This window comes from Thalassococcus profundi (assembly GCF_003344785.1).
GTDB lineage: Bacteria > Pseudomonadota > Alphaproteobacteria > Rhodobacterales > Rhodobacteraceae > Puniceibacterium > Puniceibacterium profundi.
Genome location: NZ_QPMK01000012.1, coordinates 116,728 through 137,931 on the forward strand (window position 1 = coordinate 116,728; position 21,204 = coordinate 137,931).

18 protein-coding genes, 1 tRNA gene and 1 pseudogene are annotated in these 21,204 nt (G+C 68.2%); 7 read left to right on the top strand and 13 right to left on the bottom strand.

Going from position 1 to position 21,204, the window contains the following annotated elements; translation table 11 throughout:
* The first annotated feature begins 4 nt into the window (after positions 1 to 4).
* The 4 genes from DU478_RS15140 (at position 5) to DU478_RS15155 (ending at position 6,512) form a co-directional block, all read left to right on the top strand.
* A complete protein-coding gene (locus tag DU478_RS15140; RefSeq protein WP_114511808.1) occupies positions 5 to 409 on the top strand; it encodes an acyl-CoA thioesterase in 405 nt (134 codons plus the stop codon).
* Between the two features lie 13 nt (positions 410 to 422).
* The gene (ade, locus tag DU478_RS15145; protein WP_114511809.1) at positions 423 to 2,117 is read left to right on the top strand and encodes an adenine deaminase; all 1,695 of its coding nucleotides are present in this window, start codon (positions 423 to 425) and stop codon (positions 2,115 to 2,117) included.
* Between the two features lie 135 nt (positions 2,118 to 2,252).
* Complete coding sequence (locus tag DU478_RS15150) at positions 2,253 to 3,413, top strand: efflux RND transporter periplasmic adaptor subunit (protein ID WP_114511810.1); 1,161 nt, start codon at positions 2,253 to 2,255, stop codon at positions 3,411 to 3,413.
* 3 nt (positions 3,414 to 3,416) lie between these two features.
* Positions 3,417 to 6,512, top strand: a complete 3,096-nt coding sequence (locus DU478_RS15155; protein ID WP_114511811.1) for an efflux RND transporter permease subunit — start codon at positions 3,417 to 3,419, stop codon at positions 6,510 to 6,512.
* A gap of 280 nt (positions 6,513 to 6,792) precedes the next feature.
* Here DU478_RS15155 and pcaC read toward each other — a convergent pair whose 3' ends face one another.
* The gene (gene pcaC / locus DU478_RS15160) at positions 6,793 to 7,173 is read right to left on the bottom strand and encodes a 4-carboxymuconolactone decarboxylase (protein WP_114511812.1); all 381 of its coding nucleotides are present in this window, start codon (positions 7,171 to 7,173) and stop codon (positions 6,793 to 6,795) included.
* Between the two features lie 10 nt (positions 7,174 to 7,183).
* Positions 7,184 to 8,362 carry a 4-hydroxybenzoate 3-monooxygenase gene (pobA, locus tag DU478_RS15165; protein ID WP_114511813.1) on the bottom strand — a complete coding sequence of 393 codons (1,179 nt, stop codon included), beginning with the start codon at positions 8,360 to 8,362 and terminating at the stop codon, positions 7,184 to 7,186.
* Positions 8,363 to 8,453: 91 nt separating this feature from the next.
* Here pobA and pcaQ point away from each other — a divergent pair, with 91 nt between their 5' ends.
* Positions 8,454 to 9,368: a pca operon transcription factor PcaQ gene (gene pcaQ / locus DU478_RS15170; RefSeq protein ID WP_114511814.1), complete on the top strand. Its 915-nt coding sequence runs from the start codon at positions 8,454 to 8,456 to the stop codon at positions 9,366 to 9,368.
* Between the two features lie 264 nt (positions 9,369 to 9,632).
* Positions 9,633 to 10,880, top strand: a complete 1,248-nt coding sequence (locus DU478_RS15175; RefSeq protein WP_114511815.1) for an SAM-dependent methyltransferase — start codon at positions 9,633 to 9,635, stop codon at positions 10,878 to 10,880.
* Between the two features lie 109 nt (positions 10,881 to 10,989).
* Here the strand turns inward: DU478_RS15175 and DU478_RS15180 are convergent, their stop codons facing one another.
* From DU478_RS15180 to DU478_RS15220, 9 genes are all read right to left on the bottom strand, one after another.
* Entirely contained in the window at positions 10,990 to 11,193 is a 204-nt protein-coding gene (locus DU478_RS15180; RefSeq protein ID WP_147276362.1) for a hypothetical protein, read from the bottom strand.
* Positions 11,194 to 11,318: 125 nt separating this feature from the next.
* A tRNA-Gln gene (locus DU478_RS15185) sits at positions 11,319 to 11,393 on the bottom strand.
* A gap of 64 nt (positions 11,394 to 11,457) precedes the next feature.
* The gene (locus DU478_RS15190) at positions 11,458 to 12,783 is read right to left on the bottom strand and encodes a mechanosensitive ion channel family protein (RefSeq protein WP_233501325.1); all 1,326 of its coding nucleotides are present in this window, start codon (positions 12,781 to 12,783) and stop codon (positions 11,458 to 11,460) included.
* A 118-nt stretch (positions 12,784 to 12,901) separates the two neighbouring features.
* On the bottom strand, positions 12,902 to 13,903 hold the full coding sequence (locus tag DU478_RS15195) for a GGDEF domain-containing protein (RefSeq protein ID WP_114511818.1): 1,002 nt from the start codon (positions 13,901 to 13,903) through the stop codon (positions 12,902 to 12,904).
* The gene (locus DU478_RS15200) at positions 13,903 to 14,532 is read right to left on the bottom strand and encodes a heme NO-binding domain-containing protein (protein ID WP_114511819.1); all 630 of its coding nucleotides are present in this window, start codon (positions 14,530 to 14,532) and stop codon (positions 13,903 to 13,905) included. Before DU478_RS15200 ends, DU478_RS15195 begins: the two co-directional genes overlap by 1 nt.
* 60 nt (positions 14,533 to 14,592) lie before the next feature.
* Positions 14,593 to 16,329 carry a DUF4153 domain-containing protein gene (locus DU478_RS15205; protein WP_114511820.1) on the bottom strand — a complete coding sequence of 579 codons (1,737 nt, stop codon included), beginning with the start codon at positions 16,327 to 16,329 and terminating at the stop codon, positions 14,593 to 14,595.
* Between the two features lie 86 nt (positions 16,330 to 16,415).
* Positions 16,416 to 17,975 carry a trimethylamine methyltransferase family protein gene (locus DU478_RS15210; RefSeq protein WP_114511821.1) on the bottom strand — a complete coding sequence of 520 codons (1,560 nt, stop codon included), beginning with the start codon at positions 17,973 to 17,975 and terminating at the stop codon, positions 16,416 to 16,418.
* Positions 17,976 to 18,056: 81 nt separating this feature from the next.
* The gene (locus DU478_RS15215; RefSeq protein WP_114511832.1) at positions 18,057 to 18,767 is read right to left on the bottom strand and encodes an HAD family hydrolase; all 711 of its coding nucleotides are present in this window, start codon (positions 18,765 to 18,767) and stop codon (positions 18,057 to 18,059) included.
* Complete coding sequence (locus tag DU478_RS15220; protein ID WP_114511822.1) at positions 18,764 to 19,048, bottom strand: DUF3572 domain-containing protein; 285 nt, start codon at positions 19,046 to 19,048, stop codon at positions 18,764 to 18,766. The genes DU478_RS15215 and DU478_RS15220 overlap by 4 nt, the downstream gene beginning before the upstream one ends.
* Positions 19,049 to 19,143: 95 nt before the next feature.
* Between DU478_RS15220 and DU478_RS15225 the strand changes: the two genes are divergently transcribed.
* A complete protein-coding gene (locus DU478_RS15225) occupies positions 19,144 to 20,520 on the top strand; it encodes a diguanylate cyclase (protein ID WP_114511823.1) in 1,377 nt (458 codons plus the stop codon).
* A 3-nt stretch (positions 20,521 to 20,523) separates the two neighbouring features.
* Here DU478_RS15225 and DU478_RS15230 read toward each other — a convergent pair whose 3' ends face one another.
* Positions 20,524 to 21,012, bottom strand: coding sequence for a periplasmic heavy metal sensor (locus tag DU478_RS15230; RefSeq protein WP_114511824.1), 489 nt, complete (start codon positions 21,010 to 21,012; stop codon positions 20,524 to 20,526).
* A 3-nt stretch (positions 21,013 to 21,015) separates the two neighbouring features.
* Positions 21,016 to 21,204 (bottom strand): annotated as a pseudogene (locus DU478_RS22945) (hypothetical protein); the annotation flags it as partial.

Genomic DNA, 21,204 nt, shown 5'->3' on the forward strand with positions numbered 1-21,204 from the left:
GCCGATGCCCGACACCGAGACACCGACCGGCGAACTGACGCTGCGCACGCTGGCCATGCCAGCCGATGTGAACGTCAACGGCGACATCTTCGGCGGCTGGGTTCTGAGCCAGATGGACATCGCCAGCGGCATCATCGCCGGGGCCCGCGCGCGCGGTCGCGTCGCCACCGTGGCGCTCGATGCAATGAAATTCATCCGGCCGGTCAAGGTCGGCGACGTGCTTTGCATCTATGGCGAGATCACCCGCGTCGGCACCACTTCCATGGCCATCGCCATCGAGGCCTGGATCCTGCGCAACAAGCTGGGCAGCCGCGAAAAGGTCACCGAGGCGCTGTTCACCTTCGTCGCCATCGACGAAGAGGGCCGCCCGCGTCCGGTGCCGCCGCAGGACCCCGCGACCGAGACCTGAGAGGAGACCGCCGATGACCGCGATCGAGACCCGCATCGCCCAGGCGCGCGGCGACAGCCCCGCCGATCTCGTCCTGCGCGGCGGCCGCGTCTTCGACCTGGTGACCGGCACGCTTCTGGACGGAGACGTGGCGATCTGCGGCGACCGGATCGTCGGCACCTGCGCCGAATACGATGGCCGCGACGTGATCGACGTGCGCGGCAAGATCCTGGTGCCCGGCTTCGTCGACACGCATCTGCACATCGAATCGAGCCTGATCACGCCGCTGGAATTTGACCGCTGCGTGGCGCCGCGCGGGGTCACCACCGCGATCTGCGACCCGCACGAGATCGCCAACGTGCTGGGCGCCGAGGGCATCCGCTATTTCCAGCGCGCGTCCGAACTCACCGTGATGGACATCCGGGTGCAGCTGTCCTCCTGCGTGCCCTCGACCCATATGGAGACGGCGGGCGCTGAGCTTCTGGCCGCGGATATCGCGTCGCTGCGCGGCCATTCTTCGGGCATCGGCCTTGCGGAATTCATGAACTATCCCGGGGTGATACACCGCGATCCTCAGGCGATGGACAAACTGCGGCTGTTCGACGGCGGGCATATCGACGGGCATTGCCCGCAGCTGTCGGGCCGCGACCTCAACGCCTATATCGCCGCCGGGATCCGCACCGAACACGAGGCGACGACCGCCGAAGAAGCGCGCGAAAAGCTTCAGAAGGGCATGCGCGTGCTGATCCGCGAAGGCTCGGTTTCCAAGGACCTGCACGCGTTGCAGCCGCTTCTGACCGACCTCACCGCGCCCTACATGTGCCTCTGCACCGACGACCGCAATCCGCTGGACATCGCGGAACACGGTCATCTCGACTACATGATCCGCACCCTGATCGCGCTCGGCACACCGGTGCTGGCCGCCTACCGCGCCGCGAGCCTGTCGGCGGCAGAGGCCTTCGGGCTGACCGACCGCGGCCTGATCGCCCCCGGCAAGCGCGCTGATATCGTGGTTCTGGACAGCCTGGAAGATTGCCGTGCCGCCCGTGTCTTCTGCGCCGGGCAGGAAGTGACCGACGCCGCCTTTGCCGCCCGCCCCGCCCTGCCGCCGGTGGGCCGCGCCTCGGTCAGGGCGCCGCGCGTCGCGGCGCCCGATTTCCAGAGCCGCGCCAACCGCACCGCCACCGACGTGATCGGCATCCGCGAGGGGCAGATCCTGACCGACCACCTGCACGAAGAGATCGCCATCGCCGACGGCGACAAGCGCCCCGACCCGGCGCGCGACCTGGCGCGGATCACGGTGATCGAACGGCATGGCAAGAACGGCAACATCGCGAGCGGCTTCGTCCGCGGCTTCGGACTGCAGGCGGGAGCGATCGCCTCGACCGTCTGCCACGATCACCACAACATCGCCTGCGTCGGGATCGACTACGACGACATGGCGCTCGCGGTGAACCGGCTGGCCGAGATCGAAGGCGGTTTCGCGGTGGTGCGCGACGGCGTGGTGCTGGCAGAACTGGCGCTGCCGGTCGCCGGGCTGATGAGTCTTGAGCCGTTCGAGGCGGTGCGCGATGCGCTGGTCGCGCTGCGGGACGCGGCCCGGACCCTGGGTGTTACCCTCGAAGAGCCCTTTCTGCAGCTCGCCTTCCTCGCCCTGCCGGTGATCCCGGCGCTCAAGATCACCGACCGCGGCATGGTCGATGTCCAGCGGTTCGAGATCATTCCCTGACGGTCAATGCGCCGGTTTTCCCGCCGATGACGCCGTGATCACGCGAATATCAGGCCGCCATCCTGCTTTTTTCCGGCAGCCGCCTAGATAGCGGTGTAGACTTCGACCTGTATTTTCTTCCGAGGCCCGACCGTCATGGCATTCCTGAAACAACTGATCCTCGGCATCGTCGTGATCGCCGCGACGCTGGCGATCTGGGTGACTTACGTGCCCTCGGCAGCGGGCTGGCTCAACAGCACCGGCCTGCCCCAGCTGGTGGGCGTGGAACTGGCCGAAGCCGCGGTTCAGGACAGCGGCGGTGGCGGACCGCGCGGCGGCGGCGCAGCTCAGGTGATCGCCGAGCCGGTCAGCATCGGCACGCTCAACAACCGGATCACCGCCGTGGGCGACGGCCGTGCGGTACGCTCTGTCACGGTCCGGTCGGAGGCGACGGGTCGCATCGCCGAAATGACCTTCGAGGCCGGCAGCTACATCGAGGAAGGCGCGGTGATGGTCCGGCTCGACGACGAGGCAGAGCGCATCGCGGTCGAGCGCGCGCGCCTGATGCTGACCGACGCGCAGGACGATGTCGACCGGCTGTCGGCGCTCGGAAACTCCGGCGCCGTGACCGAGGTGCGCATCCGCGAGGCGCGGCTGGCGCTGCGCAACGCCGAGCTGGAGCGGCGCCAGGCCGAATTCGACCTGTCGCAGCGGGTCATCCGCGCGCCGATCTCGGGCTGGATCGGGCTCCTGGACGTGGAGGAAGGCGACCGCATCCCGGCGCAGGAACCGCTGGCGGTGATCACCGACCGGTCGGAGATCCTGATCGACTTCCGCGTGCCGGAACGCGCCGTCGGGCAGATCGAGCGCGGCATGCCCGTGGAACTGTCGCCGCTGGCCAACCGCGCCCGGACCCTGACCGGAGAGGTCAGCGCCATCGACAACGTCGTGGACCGCACCAGCCGCACCCTGCGCGTGCAGGCTCGGATCGAGAACGACGACGACAGCTTGCGCGAGGGCATGGCATTCTCGGTGCTGCTGCGGTTCGAGGGCGACCCCTACCCGTCGATCAACCCGCTATCGGTGCAGTGGTCCTCGGACGGATCCTTTGTCTGGGCGGTGCGCGACGGCAAGGCGGTGCGCGTGCCCATCGTGATCCGCCAGCGCAACGCCGATTCGGTGCTGGTCGAGGCCGAGCTGACCGAAGACGACATGGTGGTGACCGAAGGCGTGCAGACCCTGCGCCCCGGCGCCGAGGTAAGCCTGCCCGAAACCACCAGCGCCGCGGATGACATGCGCGCGACGGAACAGGGCTGAGACATGGCCGACACAGCTTCGAACCGCGGCGGCACGGCAATTTTCGTTCAACGCCCGATCCTCGCCTTCGTACTCAACGCGCTGATCGTGATCGCCGGGATCGCCGCACTCTTTGGCGTGGAAATCCGCGAATTGCCGGATGTCGACCGGCCCGTCATCACCATCACCACCGAATTCGCCGGCGCCTCGGCGGAAACCGTCGACCAGGAAATCACCTCCCGCGTCGAAGGCGCCGTGGGCCGCGTCGCCGGCATCCGCAGCCTGTCGTCCAATTCGCGCTTCGGCCGCAGCCGGGTGACGCTGGAATTCAACGACGACATCGACATCGATGTCGCCGCCACGGATTCCCGCGACGCCGTGGCGCGGATCGCGAACAATCTGCCCGAGGATGCCGAACAGCCCGAAATCGTCAAGGCGGATGCCAATGCCCAGCCGGTGGTCCGGGTCGCGGTGACCTCTGCCGGGCGCTCTCCGCAGGAGTTGACGCAGCTTGTCACCGATCGCGTGGAGGACCGGCTGATCTCGATCCCCGGCGTCGCCGACCTGCAGATCTACGGCGACCGCGAACCGATCTTCCGCATCGACATAAACCAGCTGGAACTGGCGAGCCGTGGCCTGACCCTCGCGGATCTGCGCTCGGCACTCGGCACCATCGCATACGACGCGCCCGCGGGCGACCTGACCGGCGACCGGCAGTCGCTGAATGTGCGCACCACCGCTACGATCACCACGCCCGACGCCTTCGAGGCGCTGGAGATCGCCGACGACGTGATCCTCGGCGACGTCGCCACCGTGACGCTGGGCCCCGCGCCCAACGAAACCGTGCTGCGGGCCAATGGCGAAACCGGCCTTGGCCTTGGCATCATCCGCCAGGCGACGTCGAACACGCTGGAGATCTCCGCCGCAGTGCATGACGTGGTGAACAGCCTGTCCGAGACGCTGCCCGAGGACGTCAACATCTTCGTCACCTCGGACGACGCGGTGTTCATCAACGGCTCCATCGTCGAGGTGCTGAAGACCCTGGGCCTGGCCGTGGCCATCGTCGTGGCGGTGATCTTCGTCTTCCTGCGCAACGTCTCGGCCACGCTCATTCCGACGCTGACCCTGCCCGTCGCCCTGGTAGGCACGCTGGCGGCGATCTACATGGTCGGGTTCTCGGTCAACATCCTCACGCTTCTGGCGCTGGTGCTGGCCACGGGCATGGTCGTGGACGACGCCATCGTAGTGCTCGAGAACATCGTGCGCCTGCGCGGCCAGGGCATGGGACCGCGCGCCGCGGCCGTGCTGGGCACAAAGCAGGTGTTCTTCGCCGTCGTGACCACCACGGCGACGCTGGCGGCGGTGTTCATCCCGCTGTCCTTCCTGCCCGGCCAGGCCGGCGGGCTTTTCCGCGAATTCGGCTTTACCCTCGCCATGGCCGTGATGCTGTCGTCCTTCATCGCGCTGACGCTCTGCCCGGTGCTGGCCTCGCGCCTGCTGAGCAAGGAACCCGACCGCGATCCGCGCGGGCCGATGATCTGGCTCGGCAACCGGCTCTCGCGCCTTTATGCCGCCACGCTCAAGGCGGCGCTCGGCATTCCCTTCGTGATCGTGCTGGCCGCCGCGGCCTTTGCCGTGACCGCCGCCTTCATGGGCAGCAACATCCGCCAGGAACTCACCCCGCCCGAGGACCGCGCGGTGGCGCTGCTGTCGGTGACCGCGCCGCAGGGCGTGTCGCTGAACTACACCACCTCGAAGATGGCCGAGATCGAGAGCGCGATTCAGCCGCTGGTGGAGTCGGGCGAGATCACCAACGTCTTCTCCATCGCCGGGTTTGCCGCCGACAACCGCGGCTTCATGGTGATGACGCTGGCCAAGTGGGGCGAGCGCGACCGGCCGCAATCCGAGATCGTCGGCCAGATCAACGGCGCGCTTCGGCAGATCATCGGCGTGCGCGCCTTCGCCATCCAGCCCAATTCGCTGGGCATCCGCGGCGCGGGCCGGGGGCTGACCTTCGCCATCACCGGCGACAGCTACCGCCAGCTGGCCGAGGTGTCCCAGCAGCTGGTGACCCGGATGCAGGAGAACCCGGCGATGGGCCAGGTGCGGCTGGAATACGAAACCACGCAGCCGCAGCTTTTCATCGAGATCGACCGCACCCGCGCGTCGGATCTGGGCATCGACATCACCGGGCTGGGCGACGCCCTGCGCGCGGTACTGGACGGCCGCAGCGTCGGCACGGTCTTCGTCGACGACACCAGCTACGACGTGCAGATGCTGTCCACCACCGACCCGGTGAACGATCCCGGCGACCTGGAGAACGTGTTCGTCCAGGCTGCTGACGGGCAGATGGTGCCGATGTCGTCCTTCGTGTCGCTCGAGGAACGCGCCATCGCCCCCGAATTGAGCCGCGAGAGCCAGAACCGCTCGGTCGAGATCAGCGCCGGGCTGACGCCCGAGCTGTCGCTGGGCGATGCCATGGCCGAGGTGGAGCGCCTGGCCGAGGGCGTCCTCGCCGAGGAGAACCGCATCGTGCCGCTGGCCGAGGCGGCGACGCTCGACCAGACATCCTCGGGCCTGGTCGTGACCTTCGGTTTCGCGATCCTCGTGGTGTTCCTGGTGCTGAGCGCGCAGTTCGAAAGCTTCGTTTCGGCCATCGTGGTCATGGCCACGGTGCCGCTGGGGCTGGCCTGCGCCGCCTTCGCGCTGGTGCTCACCGGGCAGAGCCTCAACGTCTACAGCCAGATCGGGCTGGTGATGCTGATCGGGATCATGGCCAAGAACGGCATCCTCATCGTGGAATTCGCCAACCAGCTGCGGGACGAGGGCAAGGAGGTCTACGACGCCATCACCGAAGCCTGTTCGATCCGCCTGAGGCCGGTGATGATGACGATGATCTCGACCGTGCTGGGCGGCGTGCCGCTGATCCTGTCCTCGGGCGCGGGCGCCGAGGCGCGCGAGGCTTTGGGATGGGTCATTGTCGGCGGGCTGGGACTGGCGACGCTGTCGACGCTCTACCTCACGCCGGTGGCTTACCTCCTGCTGGCCCGCTTCTCCACGCCGAAGGCACAGGAAAGCGCGCGTCTGGACAAGGAATTGCGGGCGGCGGAGGCCGCCTAGACGTTGGGATCGCGCCCCGGGGCGCGATACGAGAGGCGCTGCCTCTCGTGCTCTCCGGAGTTTACCGGCAAGATGAAGCTTGGGGGCGTTTCGCGCCGCCGGAGCCGGCTGGTGCGATTGGGTATCGACGCGCGGGACGATTCCGCGCGGACCTGCGGTTCCGGCAGGCTGGCCGTCCGGGAGGATGGATCGCGGCGGTGTTTTGGAACCGGAGAAGGTGCTGCGTCGTCGTATCCTGGGCGCGGGGTGGAGCGGGCGGGCGACAGCGTTCCAGCGCGGCTCAGTCGTCGGCGTCCATCTCGGCCCAGGTCTGTCTGGCGAGCTTGATCGCGTGGTTGGCGCGCGGCACGCCGGCATAGATCGCCACGTGCTGGAAGGCTTCCTGCACGTCCTGCCGGGTGGCTCCGGTGCGGGCGCAGGCGCGGATGTGCATGGGGATTTCCTCGAAATTGCCGGTGGCGGCGAGCAGCGCCAGGGTCAGCATCGACCGTTCGCGCAGCGGGATCGCCTCGGACGCCCAGACCGTGCCCCAGGCGCCTTCGGTGATCAGGGTCTGGAACGGCGCGTCGAAATCGGATTTCGTCGCCTCCGCGCGGTCCACATGCGCATCCCCCAGCACCTTGCGGCGCACCGCCATGCCAGTGTCGTATCTGTCGGTCATCGCATCCCCCTCAATACGGCAAGCCCACGTAATTCTGCGCCAGCGACGCCTGGGCCGACGGCGTGGTGCGCAGGAACTCAAGCTCGGCGCGCTGCATGCGCAGGTCGAAAGTGCTCATCTCCGGGAAACGGTGCAGGGTCGAGGTCATCCACCAGGAAAACCGCTCGGCCTTCCAGACCCGCGCCAGGGCCCGGGCCGAGTAGTCGGCAAGCGCCGCGGAATCGCCGTCGAGATAACGCGCTTTCAGCGCCTCGAAGAGATAGTGCACGTCAGACGCGGCGGTATTCAGTCCCTTTGCGCCGGTCGGCGGCACGATATGGGCGGCGTCGCCGCAGAGGAAAAGCCGGCCGTATTGCATCGGCTCGCAGACGAAGCTGCGCAGCGGCGCGATGCCTTTCTCGATCGAGGGACCAGTGACGAGGGCCTCGGCGTATTCCGGCGGGATGCGGCGGCGCAATTCGTCCCAGAAGGCGTCGTCGGACCACCTGGCCGAGTCATCGTCGACCGGGGCCTGCACGTAGTAGCGGCTGAGGCGGTCGTTGCGCATGGAGCAAAGCGCGAAGCCGCGTTCGGAGTTGGCGTAGATCAACTCGTGATGCACCGGCGGCGTTTCCGACAGGATGCCCAGCCAGCCGAAAGGATAGACCTTTTCGAATTCGTGGCGCTTGTCGGCCGGGATCGACTGGCGTGACACGCCGTGGTACCCGTCGCAGCCGGCCACGTAGTCGCAGGTGAGTCTTTGACGGTTACCGCCTTCGCTGAAGTGCAGTGTCACCGGCCCGTCGCCGTCGAGCGCGGCATTCTCGATCTCGATATCCTCGACCTCGAACAGCGTCCGCGCGCCGGCCGCGTCGCGTGCGGCATAGAGGTCGCGGGTCACCTCGGTCTGGCCGTAGACCATCACGGGCGTGCCGGTATGTTCGGCAAAGTCGATGCGAAAGCTTTCCGCGTCGTAAGAGATCACCGTGCCGTCGTGGGCATATCCGTCGGTCTCCATGCGGGTCGGCACTTGAGCCTGCGCCAGAAGGTCGATCAGACCGCGTTCGAGCACCCCGGCGCGGATGCGTTTGAGCACATGCGCCTTGGTGCGGCGTTCCAGGACCACGGCATCGATGCCCTGCACATGCAGAAGCTGGCCAAGAAGCAGCCCGGACGGGCCGCCACCGATGATCGCAACCTGGGTTTTCATTGTCATCTCCTGTTTTTTCAGTAAATGCTGAACCCAAGAGACAAGTAAAATGACATTTCATGCCTTTTGATTTCCGAAAAAGGAAAGTCACGTGGTCGACCGACGGATCAAGTTCCGGCATATCGAATGTTTCGCCACCATCCACCGCGAAGGCAGCCTGAAACGCGCCTGCGCGGTGCTGAGCCTGACCCAGCCGGCCCTGTCGAAGACGCTGAAGGAGCTGGAGACGCTGCTGGGCGCCACGCTGATGCAGCGCGGACGCGGCGGCGTGCGGCTCACGCCCGAAGGCCAGGCCTTTCTCGAAGGCGCAGAGACGTCGCTCGCGGCGCTGCGGCGCGGGGTGGACGGGGTGGAGGCGCTGCGCCGGGGCGACAGCCAGACGCTGCGCGTGGGCGCGATGCCGTCGGTCGCGGCGGCGCTGATGCCCAAGGCTGTGGCGCGCTTTCGCAAGGCGATGCCGGGCGTCGTGGTCGAGCTGCGCGACGGGCCGCATGGGCACCTGGTGTCCGAGCTGCGGGCCGGCCGTGTCGACCTTGTTGTCGGACGGTTGGGCTCGCCCGCCAGCATGCAGGCGCTGTCCTTCACCCAGCTTTATGTCGAGCGTATCGTCTGCACCGCCCGCCCCGGCCATCCGCTGGCGGCGCGGCGGTCGGTGCCGCCCGCGGCCCTCGGCGACTGGCCCGTCGTCTATCCGCCGGACGATGCGGCGATCCGGCCGCTGATCGCCCGGACATTGATCGCCCAGGGCGTGCCCTTGCCGGCCGACCGGATCGAAACCGTGTCGGGGGCGTTCGGGCGCAACCACCTTCTGCACAGCGATGCGCTTTGGATCATCTCCGAAGGCGTGGTGGCGCAGGACCTCGCCGAAGGACGTCTGGTGCGGCTCGACATGGACCTTGACACTACCGCCGGCCCGGTCGGGCTGATGACCCGCCCGGACGAGACGCCAAGCGCCGCGCAGCGTCTCTTTACAGCGGCGCTGACGGAGGCCGCCGATCGCGCGTGACGAGACGGTACGGCGGGGCACGCCGCGACCGCTGTGCCGTGCTTGCAACGACACAGCCTGTGACCGGCCCAGAACCGGACCCAAGCGTTGTCGGTTCGGCGAGCAGTTCGGAGCGCGGTCCGAGTCTGCGTTTGCCGCCGTCGACACGCCGCAAAAGGCGCATAGAGCGTTTTTTGCACGCCACCCCGTGAAACCAAACGCGCGTCGGGGGCGTTAGCCCATGTAAATTCCATCACTATTCGTTCCGTCGAACGGGAGGTGTTCATGTGGAACAGGTTTTTGGACCGCATGCTGCGGCATTTGATTTCAGAGGGCACGCTCGACATCGTCTGGCCCGACGGACGCCGCGTCCGCTATGGAGATGGAAGCGGCCCCAAGGCACGGGTGACCCTGACCACGCCGAACATCGTGAAAGACCTCTGTCTCCGGCCGATCATGGCCCTTGGCGAAGGGTACACCGACGGCAGCCTCGAAATTCCCGAACACCAGCTTTTCGACCTGCTCACCCTGCTGGCCCGGAACGAACAGCGTGGCGGGATGCCGGCCTGGTTTCGCGGCTATTCCTACATGCGCGGCGCGGTCGGCCGCTGGCTCCAGCGCAATACGCCGCTCACGTCGCGGCGCAACGTCTCTCACCATTACGATTTGTCCGAGGAGTTCTACCGCCTCTTCCTCGACCGCGACATGCAGTACAGCTGCGCCTATTTCAAAGACCCCGGAATGTCCCTGGACGCGGCGCAGGCCGCGAAGAAGGCGCATATCGCAAGCAAGCTGCGGCTGGCGCCCGGTCTTCGGGTGCTGGACATCGGCTGCGGCTGGGGCGGCATGGCGCTGACGCTGGCGCGCGAGCATGGCGTCCACGTGACCGGCGTCACGCTCTCGCGCAGCCAGCTCGAGACCGCGCAGGCCAGGGCCCGCGCCGAGGGTCTGTCCGAAATGACGGATTTTCGGCTGATGGATTACCGCGAGTTGACCGAACGCTTTGACCGGATCGTCAGCGTCGGCATGCTGGAACACGTGGGCCTGCCGCAGTTTCCCACCTACTTCGCCAAAGTCAGCGATCTTCTGACCCGGGACGGTCTCGCGCTCATTCACACCATCGGTCGCACGGCGCCGCCGCGGCCGACCTCGCCCTGGCTGGAACGCCACATCTTTCCGGGCGGCTACGTGCCGTCGCTGTCGGACCTGGCGCGCCCGATGGAATCCGCAAACCTCTGGCTGGCGGATCTCGAGGTGTTGCGCGGCCATTACGGGCCGACCCTGCACCACTGGCGCGACCGCTTCGAGGCCAACGTGAAAACCGTCCGCGCCATGCATGACGACCGGTTCGTCCGGCTCTGGCGGTTCTACCTCGTCGCCTGCGAGATGGCGTTCGAGGAACAGCAGCAGGCGGTGTTTCAGTTGCAGCTGTCCAAGCAGCAGCACACGGTGCCGCGCACGCGTGACTATCTTTATTCGCAGCCCGCCCAAGCGACGTCGCAAGTCGCCGACAGGTCGCTGCAAAGCGCTTAGATGTTCAGTCCCACGGTTGGGTGGTGCGAGCCATTCTTTGCAATGGACGGAAGCTCTGTGGGACACGTTCGGTTCGAATATTTTCCAGACCGAACCCCCGCGCGATGCTCTAAGTCGGGTCGATCAGCGCCGCCTTGGTCGCGCCATGGGACATGGCCTCGGCCCGGTCGCCACCCTGCCCGGCCTGCGAGGCGATGTTGACGATGCGGCCCATCTGGTCTTCGGCCGTTTGCCCCAGGGCGGTGGGCCCGTCCAGCGACGACAGGTCGGACCACGGCGTTGGCACTGCCCAGCTCGGACGCCAGCGCCGCATCGCCGCTGCGTGCATAGAGCCGGACCACCCGTTATACCCGCTCACACTCTTGGCTGGGGCACCGCATCAACGCCAACGGCCCTCAAGCCATTTAAACGCAAGACTTCACGAGCGGAGCGAGTGCTTGGCTGGGGTGGTAGGATTCGAACCTACGGTACACGGTACCAAAAACCGCTGCCTTACCGCTTGGCTACACCCCAACTGCGGGGCTACTTACGCTGACAAATCGGGCGGATCAAGCCCTGCCGTGGCAAAAAGTGACGGCTATTCCGTCGGCCCTTCGCGGCGCAGCAGATCCTTGCCCCGTGCGGTCTGGCGTTCGTCCTCGACGATGGCTTCAAGCTCGTGTTCCATGTCGGCGGCGACGTCGATCGCGCCCGCGGCGATGGCCGTCGCAGAGCCGGCGCGGGGCGACCGGGGCGGCGCGCCCTGCGCCGCCGGTTCGGCAGCCTCGGCCGCGTCGGGGCGCAGCACCCGGACGGTGGGTTCGGGCATCACGATACCCGCCGTGTCGAAAGCGGCCATGACCAGGCGGATCGCCTCGCTGCGGGCGGCGACGAAGCTGGTGTTGTGCTGGGCGATCCAGGCGGTGCAGCGCAGGGTGACGGCGCTGTCGCCCAGGTCCTCGATCCAGACGTTGACGGCGGGTTTCTCCAGCACGAACGACAGCGCCTCGAGCGTTTCGCGGGCCAGCTTCTGCGCCTGCAACAGGTCGGTGTCGTAGGCGACGCCGAAATCCGCGGTGAACCGGCGTTCGTCGTTGAGGGTGAAGTTGATGATCCGGCTCTTGAACACCGTGGCGTTGGGGATCCGGATGTGATTGCCGTCGAAACTCAGCAGGATGGTGGCGCGGCTGGTCAGGCGGATCACGTTGCCGACGTCGCCGCCGATCTCGACCGTGTCGTTGGGGCGGAACGGCTGGCGGATCGACAGCATGATCGAGGCGATGAAATTCTCCACCGTGTCGCGGACAGCGAAGCCGATGGCGAGCCCGATGATCCCGGCCGCCCCGAGGATGGTCGACAGGAGCGCGGTGGCGCCGAGAATGTCCAGCGCCACCACCAGGCCGGCGACGAAGAACCCCAGCCGGATCACCTGGCGATAGATGTCTGCGATGAAGGCGTTGGGCGCCAGCCGGTCCCAGGGCCAGCGCAGCCGCGCCAGCGCAAAGCCCGCCAGCACCACCGCCGCGAAAGCCCCCAGCGCCACACCGGCGAGCGGCAGGAAGGCAACGACCTGCTGCATCCGTTTCATGAAGCGCTGCGCGGCGGGGTTCAGGCGCTTGGCCACGTCGGTGGTCTCGGTCACCTCGTTCTCGATTGCGACGACGCCTTCGACCCGACCCGCCAGCGCCGTGAGCCGCGCCGCCGCCGGACCGTCCAGCGTGGTGCCGCGCAGGGTCACGATGCCCGCGCTCACGGTGACGGTCACATCTTCGTAGCCGTCGAGCTGGGCCAGGATCTCGCGGATGCGGGTGGCGATGGCAGCGTCGCGGGTGGCGCTGTCGTCGATGCTGATCGTGCCTTGCGGCTGGTCGTCATCCTGGGCCCATGCACTCTGCGGCAGGGTGGGACCGGCAAGGGCAAGCATCAAAAGGCATGAACAAATAAACCGGCGCATCTGCGGCTCCGTCGTCTGGCAATGGCGCGAGAATGGAAGCCAAAGCGTGCCGCGACAAGAAAAATATGCTGCCGTTCCGGCACGGCGGCTATTCGGCAGCCGGGGCGGCGCCGGACGCGGGGGCCGCACCGCGGGTGTAAAAACTGTATCGCCCCCGGCCCGCATGTTTCGACGCGTAAAGTGCTGCATCCGCTTCGGCCATCACCCGACCCGGGGCGATCTGGCCCGCGGCAGGGGCGACGGCGATGCCGATGCTGCCGGAAATCCGGCAGGGCTGGCCGTCGAAGCGTATCGGTCGTTCAAGCCGGGTGATGATCCGCGCGGCGATATCCGCAAGATGCTTCCGGTCCGTCGTGTCCGGCAGCAGGATCAGGAATTCGTCGCCGCCGACCCGTGCGGCGAGGTCCTCTTCGCGGGTTTCGCTGGCCAGGATCGCGGCCACCTTCTGTAGCACGAAATCGCCCGCCGCGTGGCCCAGCGTGTCGTTCACCGCCTTGAAGAAGTCGAGGTCGAGCTGCATCAGCGCGAATGGCCGTCCGCCCGCGCAACAGCGGCCCAGTGCCTGGTCCAGGGCGCGGCGGTTGCGCAGCCCGGTGAGCGTGTCGGTAAAGGCCTGTTCCTCGGCGGCGATGCGGGCGCCCTGAAGACGGGCGTTCAGCTTGCGGTGTTCGCCCATTGCCGCCGACTGCGCCTCGATCAGGTACAGCATCTCGACGGTGAGGTCGGTGGCCGCGAAATCGGCGCTGGTCAGGCGGTAGTCTCGCACCGCTTCGACCACCGAAATGCCGAAGGACAGGTCGATCACCGCGCCGCCCTGCCCGTCCGGCATCAGCACACCCTTGAGCGCGGTGCGCGCGCCGCCGCGCAGCCGCAGGTGCAGCTTACGCCCCGCATGGACCAGCAATTCTTCCATGCCGGTAATGCCGCGCGGGCGCGACACCTCGACCAGTTCCAGGAACCGCAGGCCCGGCAACGTCAGGTCGGGGTACAGCTTGCGCAGGGTCGGACCCGCGGTGGTGATATGGCCCGAAGCGCTTAGTGCCGCATGCATCGGGCACAGCACATCGAGGATCGTGTCGCGGGCGGGCATCAGACAGGAACCTCGCGCCGCCTGTTGCGGGCCACGTTTTGCCCCGGCCCGGGCGCCCCGAGTTCAAAGGCGCGGGCCTCGGCAAATGCGGCCTCGACCACGGTGACGGCGATGCGTTCGCCGTCGGCGCCCGTGCCTTCGTGTTCAAGCGTTACCAGCGTGCCGTAGTCGTCGGCCATGGCCCGCAGAACGCCGACCAGCACGTGGCCGAAACCCGGCACCGATCCGCTGCACAGCACGGCAAACCGGTTCTGGGCAAAGTCGCGCAGTTCGAGGTCCGGCAGGTCGAGATCGGGCACCGCAAGCCGCGCGCGGCCCGGAAGGTCATCGAGCGAATGCAGGAATTCGATGAAATCGACACCGCCGAAGCGCAACAGCCGCCGCAGACCCTGGCTGTGCGGATGCGACACGAGGTAGGTGCCCACGTCTTCAAGCAGGGTTTCGCGTGTCTTGTCGAGCACCAGGACAATCGCCTCCAGCACCCGGTCGGTCACCGCCGGTTCATAGTGCAGCATCGCCTCGAAATCCGCGACGTCCAGTGCCGCCGCCGTCGCCACGTCGCGCCAGCACGCCGCGCCATAGGTGTCGCTGACAAAGTTCTGCAACGTCCTGTTGATCAATCCATGCATCGCGCCGTCCTTGCCCCGCGCCCAGAGTGGCGCCGGGCCTTTAAGAAAGCGCAAACATTTCTAATTGTTCGGAAAGAATGTGCGATCGCCGATGCGCAGCACCTGATGATCCGCAGGCCCGATCCGCCCCTCGCCCCGGTGCAGCGCCTCGAGTACGCCGGGGTCGAGCGGCGCCGCGTCGCCGGCGGCGGTCTCGACCACGTAGCCCTCGAGCGTCAGCGCGCCGTCCCGCAACGCCAGCGCCTGCCGGCCGAGCACTTGCGGCGCATCCATGAGGAACAGCAGGCCATGCCGTACGTTCTGTCCGGGCAAAAACCGCGCCAGCACCAGCAGGCATCCCGGCCCGCCGGTGACGCGCCGCGCACAGGCCGAAAGCCAGCGGCGCAACTCGTCCTCGGGCAGGCCCCGCAGCATGTCCGGCGCGAGATCAGCGCCTTGCACCGGCAGGGCAGCGGCCAGCTTTTCGCGCAGATCCGCGCCGGTCAGTCGGGGGTCCAGCGCGGCAGACCCATCGACCCAGTCGGATATCCGCGCCGCCACCGCCGGGGTCTCGCGCAGGTCGTCCAGCACCGCCTTCCCGGGACGCCCCCAGGCTTCGGACAGCAGGCGCAGCGGCAGGTCCTCCGCCGGCATGGCGCCCGTGTCGAACCGCGCGGCCTGGCTGCGGGCCGAGATCCGTTCCGGCACCAGCACAGGGCTCAGCCACACTGCGCAGAGCGCGAGGATTACCAGCGCCATGACGATGTTGGCCTGCCGGATACGCGTCGCCCAGCCGGTGCGCGCCAGCACCGCCCCGCCATATGCCAACCCGTAGCCTGTGACCACCAACGCCACCGTCACCGCCATCAGCCGCGCCGGAGTCCAGCCGTACTGTCCGACCCGCACCCAGATCGCGTAGAGCGCCAGCGCGCCGAGCAGCGGGATCGCCAGCGCCAGCGCCATGACGCAGCGGCGCAGCCAGGGGGTGTGCACCTCTTCAACCGCGTCGCGGTCCAGCGCCACGGTGACCAGCACGATCGCCCCAAGCGCCGCCGAAAGCAGCGTCCCCGCCGCCGACAGAGCGCCCAGCAGGCCGGACAATCCACGGAACGGCAACAGCGCCAGGAACAGCACGACCACCGCCAGCACCACCGGCACGAAGAGCCGCAACAGCCGCAGCACGAGGTAAGGCGAGAGATACCCGCGCATCTCGTGCACCACCGCCAGCGCCAGTCCGAAGACACCGCCGGTCAGCAGCCAGGCCAAGGGCTCTACCGACCGGATCAGCGACATCAGCCCCACCTGCACCAGTTGCAGCAGCGCATCCGACAGCGCCAGCAGACCCCAGAACAGGCCCACGAAGACCAGCGCCGAAGCGAAACGCACCATGATGCGCCAACTGAGTTCGAACAGCGTCGGATAATCGCGCCAGCCGCCCGGGGCCCAAAGCTGCGCCGCCGCGATGGGCGTGGCGATCAGCACCACCAGCCCCTGCGCGGCGGTCGGGTAGACCAGGCCCAGGAACCCTTCGACCGTATCGTGCCGCAACGAGGCCCACCAGACCAGCGCCGCCAGCACAACCGCCGTTCCGGCGGCATACGGCAGCGCCGGCAAAAGCCGTGCCGGTCCCACCAGCGCCAGCAGAATGGTGAAGAAGGCAAAGGCCGCGCTGGCCAGGACCAGGTGCGCGCGCGGGTCGATGCCGGCATCCGGCAGCGCATCGAACAGCAGCCAGGCAGCGATCCCAGCCACCACGCCGCAACCGGTCAGGACCCAGCGCAGCCGCGTATCGGCCGTCCCGTCGGTGTGCCGTGCCATCGCCGTCTCCTGCTCTACCTGCGCGGTCAGGATGGCCTTCACGGAGGTCAGGGTAAAGCCATGATCGCGGCGCGTCGCAGGCCCTCTCAGAAATCCGTGGGCGCCCCGCCCTCGCGCTTGCGCCGCTCGACGAAGGCGGCAAGCTCCTCGCGCCGGTCCTCTGGCATGGCGGGCGGTTCGAATTCGTTCACGATCAGCTTGAAGAGCGCATGCGCCCGTTCCGGCGTCCACACGGCGCCCGCCGCGTCCCAGGCTTCGTAATTCTTCCAGTCCGACAGGAACGGCTGGTAGAAGGCGGTGGTGTAGCGGTCCTGCGTATGCTGGGTGCCGAAGAAATGCCCCGCCTGCCCGACCTCGCGGATCGCGTCCAGCGCCAGCGCGTCGTCGCTCGTGTCGCAGATCGCAGGTTCCATGTAGCGTTGCAGCTGCTGCAGGACCTCGCAATCCATGATGAACTTTTCCGGGCTGGCGATCAGCCCGCCCTCGAGCCATCCGGCGGCGTGATACACCATGTGGGTGCCCGACTGCATCGCGGCCCAGAGGCTGTGCTCGGTCTCCCACATCGCCTGCCCGTCGGGCACGTTGGCGGCGCAGACGCCCGAGGAGCGCATCGGCAGCCCGTAGAATCGCGCCATCTGACCGGTCATCTGCGTGGCGCGCATGTATTCCGGGGTGCCGAAGGCCGGCGCGCCCGATTTCATGTCGACATTGCTGGTGAAAGTGCCGATGGCGCAGGGCGCGCCGGGGCGGATGATCTGCGCCAGCACCACGGCGCAGAGGCCCTCGGCAAGGCTTTGCGCCACCGCCCCCGCCATGGTCACCGGGGCCATCGCGCCCGCCAGCGTGAAGGGCGTCACCACCAGCCCCTGCCCGCGCCGCGCCAGGCGCATCCAGCCGTCCAGCATCGGAAAATCGTGCTTGAGCGGCGAAGTCGAGTTGATGTTGGTATACATCCGGGGCGTCGCGTCGAACGCGTCGTGGCTGAGACCGGCGGCGATGCGCACCATCTCCATCACGTCCTCGACCCGCTCCGCCCCCAGCGAATAGGCATGCATCGCCTTGTCGGTCAGCGTCAGCTTGTCATAGAGCACGTCGAGGTGGCGGACGCTGGCGTGGATGTCGCAGGGTTCGACCGGATAGCCGCCGGCGAAGTGGATGCAGTTGAAATACTGCGTGAGTTTCAGCAGGTTCTGGCACATCTCGCGGGTGCCCGGCACCTTGCGCCCGATCTCCAGATCCCAGTAGTTCGGCGGCGAGGACACGTTGCCGAAAACGATGCTACGCCCTCCGATGGGGATGGTCCGGTCGGGGTTGCGCGGGGTGATTGTGAACTGCGCCGGGGCCTTGGCGATCATCTCCATCACCATGTCGCGGCCCATGCGCACGGTCTCGCCTTCGATCGTGCAGCCGGCGCGGCGCAGGATCTCCAGCGCTTCGGGGTTCAGGAACGCGACGCCGATCTCTTCGAGGATACGCATCGCTGCGTCGTGCAGGCGGGCCACGCCCTCTTCGGTCAACGGCTCGGTCGGACGGTCGAGGTTCTGCGGAATGCGCCAGGGCATCTGTTCGATGATCGCCGTACCGCGGCGGGTGGCATGGCCCGCACGCCCGCCGCTGCGCCGCCGTTTGACCGCTGCTTCCGCCATCGCACCCTCCGCTCCGCTGGGGTCCAGCAGAGCACTCCCGGCAAGCGCCAGCCTGCCGAAACGCGACGCGATGCGTCGTTTTTATCCCGTCACTCCGGCGATCCAGTCCGGCAGGTGGCCGATGTCGGGCAGCACTGCGTCGGCCAGGTCGGCCAGGTCCTCGGCCCGCGCCGGACCGGTCAGCACACCGATGCAGGCCATGCCCGCGGCGCGGCCCGCGATCAGGTCGTGGCGGCTGTCGCCCACCATCACCACGCGGGACGGATCGAGGGTCTGACTGCGGGCGAAGGCCAGCAGCGGCCCCGGCGCGGGTTTCGCGCCATAGCCGCTGTCGAACCCGGCGATGAAGTGGAACCGGTGCTCGACCCCGGCGCTGCGCAGATGCGCCCGGGCGCCGTATTCGGTGTCGTTGGTCATTACACCCAGCCGCAGGTCCAGCGCCGCCAGCGCGTCCAGCAGCGGCGGCAGCGGCACCGCCGGGCGCAGCGGGGCCTTGGCGGAACTGACCATCAGCCGCGCCTCGATCTCTTCGAGAGTCCAGCCCTCCAGCACCGGCGCCAGGCATTCCGCAGCCTCGCGATTGGTGCCGGCGATGACGCGGCTGTGACGGTGAAAGCGCCTGTTTTCAAGGTCGTAACCGGCAGCAGCGGCCAGCGCGTAAAGCCGCGCGGCATCGCCCTGCGACAGGTCGCGCAGCAGGCCGTCCGCCCAGACGTCCCAGGTGGCGGAGAAATCGAAGAGCGTGCCGTCCTTGTCGAAGAGCACCCCGTCCACGGCGCGGGCGGTCCTCACGTCCAATGCACCTGCACCCCGCCCGGCAGCAGTGCCCGGGCCTGCATCGGCATGTCGTAGCCCAGGCCCTGCGCGTCGCAAAAGGCGGTGATCCAGGCGTCGTCCATCAGCAGGAAATCCAGCACCGAGGCCTGGAACTCCGGGTCGGAAAGACCGGCCCGGAACTCCGCCTCTCCGGCCCCTGTGGCCCCCTGGAACACCGGGCAAAGGTCGTCGTTTCCCGCCAGCCAGGCCACCGCCTGCAGCCCGATCATTTCGGCACGATCCTGAGAAATCGACATTTTGACGGTCTCCGGAAACTCTTTCTTAACCGTTCGCACTAAAGACTGTTTGCGCGGCGGGGTGCAACCCGAACCGGTCACCCGAGGCGAGGCACATGAACGGACGCATCCTGATCGTCGACCCTCTGGCCACCAACCGGATCGTGCTCCGGACCAGGCTGGCCGCGGCTTTCTACGACGTCGCCCAGGCGGCTTCGGGGGCCGAGGCGCTGGCGCTGCTGGCCACGCGATCAGGTCCCGAACTGGTCATCTGCGCCGACTGGCTTGCAGATATGCCGGGACACGAGCTGATCCGCCGCCTGCGCGACAGGCCGGGCCTGGGCGATCTTCCCGCCATCGTGATCCAGTCCGCCGACGACAGCGCCGCGCGGATGACGGCACTGCGGGCCGGTGCCGACGAGGTGATGGCGCGGCCCATCGATTGGCTTCTGCTGATGGCGCGGTTGCGGTCGCTCCTCCGCGCCCGCCGGTGCGACAGCGAGCCGCCCCTGCGCGAGGACGCCCGCAAGGCCCTGGGCCTGGCCGAAGACAGTCCGGCCTTCGCCCGTCCCGGCCGCGTGGCGCTGGTGCCCGCCGGGGCAGAGCCCGACCTTTCGACCCTGTGCCGCGGCTTGCAGATCATCCTGCCCGGCCCGGTCGCGCTCTGCGCGCCCGACACCGTGCTGCGCCCGCGCGCGGAGCCGCCCGACGTCTATGTCATCGCCGAGACGCCGACGGCGCCCGGCAAGGGGCTTGCGCTGTTGTCGGACCTGCGCGCGCGCCCGTCGTCGCGGGACGCGGGCATGCTGTTTCTCGCGGCGCCGCAGCAGCGGCAGTCCGCGGCGACGGCGCTGGACCTCGGCGCCTGCGACGCGATGATCGGCCCGGTCGAAGTCGCGGAACTGGCGCTGCGGCTGGAACGTCTCATCGCCCGGCAGAACGCGTCGAGGCGACTGCGCGCCACCGTGCAGCACGGCGTGCGCGCCGCGTTGACCGATCCGCTGACCGGTGTCTTCAACCGCCGCTATGCCCTGCCAAAGCTTGAAAGGATGATCGATACCGCGGCGCGGCGCGATGCGCCCTGTGCGGTGATGCTGGCCGATCTCGATCATTTCAAGCGCATCAACGACCGCTTCGGCCATGGCGCAGGCGACGCGGTGCTGGTCGAGGTGGCGCGGCGGCTTTCTGCGGAGTTGCGGCCGGCCGACCTGCTGGCCCGCCACGGCGGCGAAGAATTCCTGATTGCCCTGCCCGACACCGGGCGCGGCGAGGCGCTGCGCATCGCGCGGCGGCTCTGCAATGCGATCGCGGGCGCGCCCTTCGCGCTGCCGGGAAAGGCCGGCTCGGTCGGCGTCACCATCAGCATCGGCGTGGCCATCGGCGGCCGCGGCACGGCCAGCACGCCGCTGCTCGACTCGGCCGACCGGGCGCTTTACGGGGCCAAGGCCGACGGCCGCAACCAGGCCCTGATCGGCACCGCCAGCGCCGCCTGATCCTCAGTCGTCGCGCCGGGCGATCCGCGCTTCGAACCGGTCGATCTGCTCCGACAGCCGCCCGGCATAGGCGCGCCGCGCCTCGGGCGTCATCGCCGTCAGCACATCCAGCAACGCGCGGCGGCCGGCCTCCTGGCGCAGCTCGGCGCGGGCGTCCTGGCGCAGCATCAGCTCTTCGAAGGCGGCGCGGTCGAACGGGTCGGCCTCGAGCAGCGTCACCGCCGCGCGATAGTCCTGCGCAATCTCGCCCACCGCGCCGCGGCGGCTGCGGAAGTCTTCGTGCAGTTGCTGCCGCAGCCTGTCTCGGTCGTCCGTGTCCAGCGCGCGGGCATAGGGAAAGGCCGCGTCGCGGCCGCGCGGGCCATGCTGCCGGTCCGGCCCGCCGGTGACGGCAAGGCCGACCAGCGCGCCGATGCCTGCGAGGTTCAGCGCGAGGGATGCGAAAAGCACCACGCGCAGCCAGCGCGCCGGTGCGGGGTTGATGTCGGCCATGGCTCAGCCTCCCAGCATCGCGAGATCGTAGCCGCCAAGCGGATCGACCGAGGTGAGCGCCGGGTCCGTCGGCCAGACCGCATCGAGCGCCGCGGGCGGCGAGACGCCCAGCCAGAGCCCCGCACAGGTGGCCGCCGCCAGCCCCGCCACGGCGGGCCAGCCGCCCAGGCCCTGCACCAGCGCAAGCCAGCC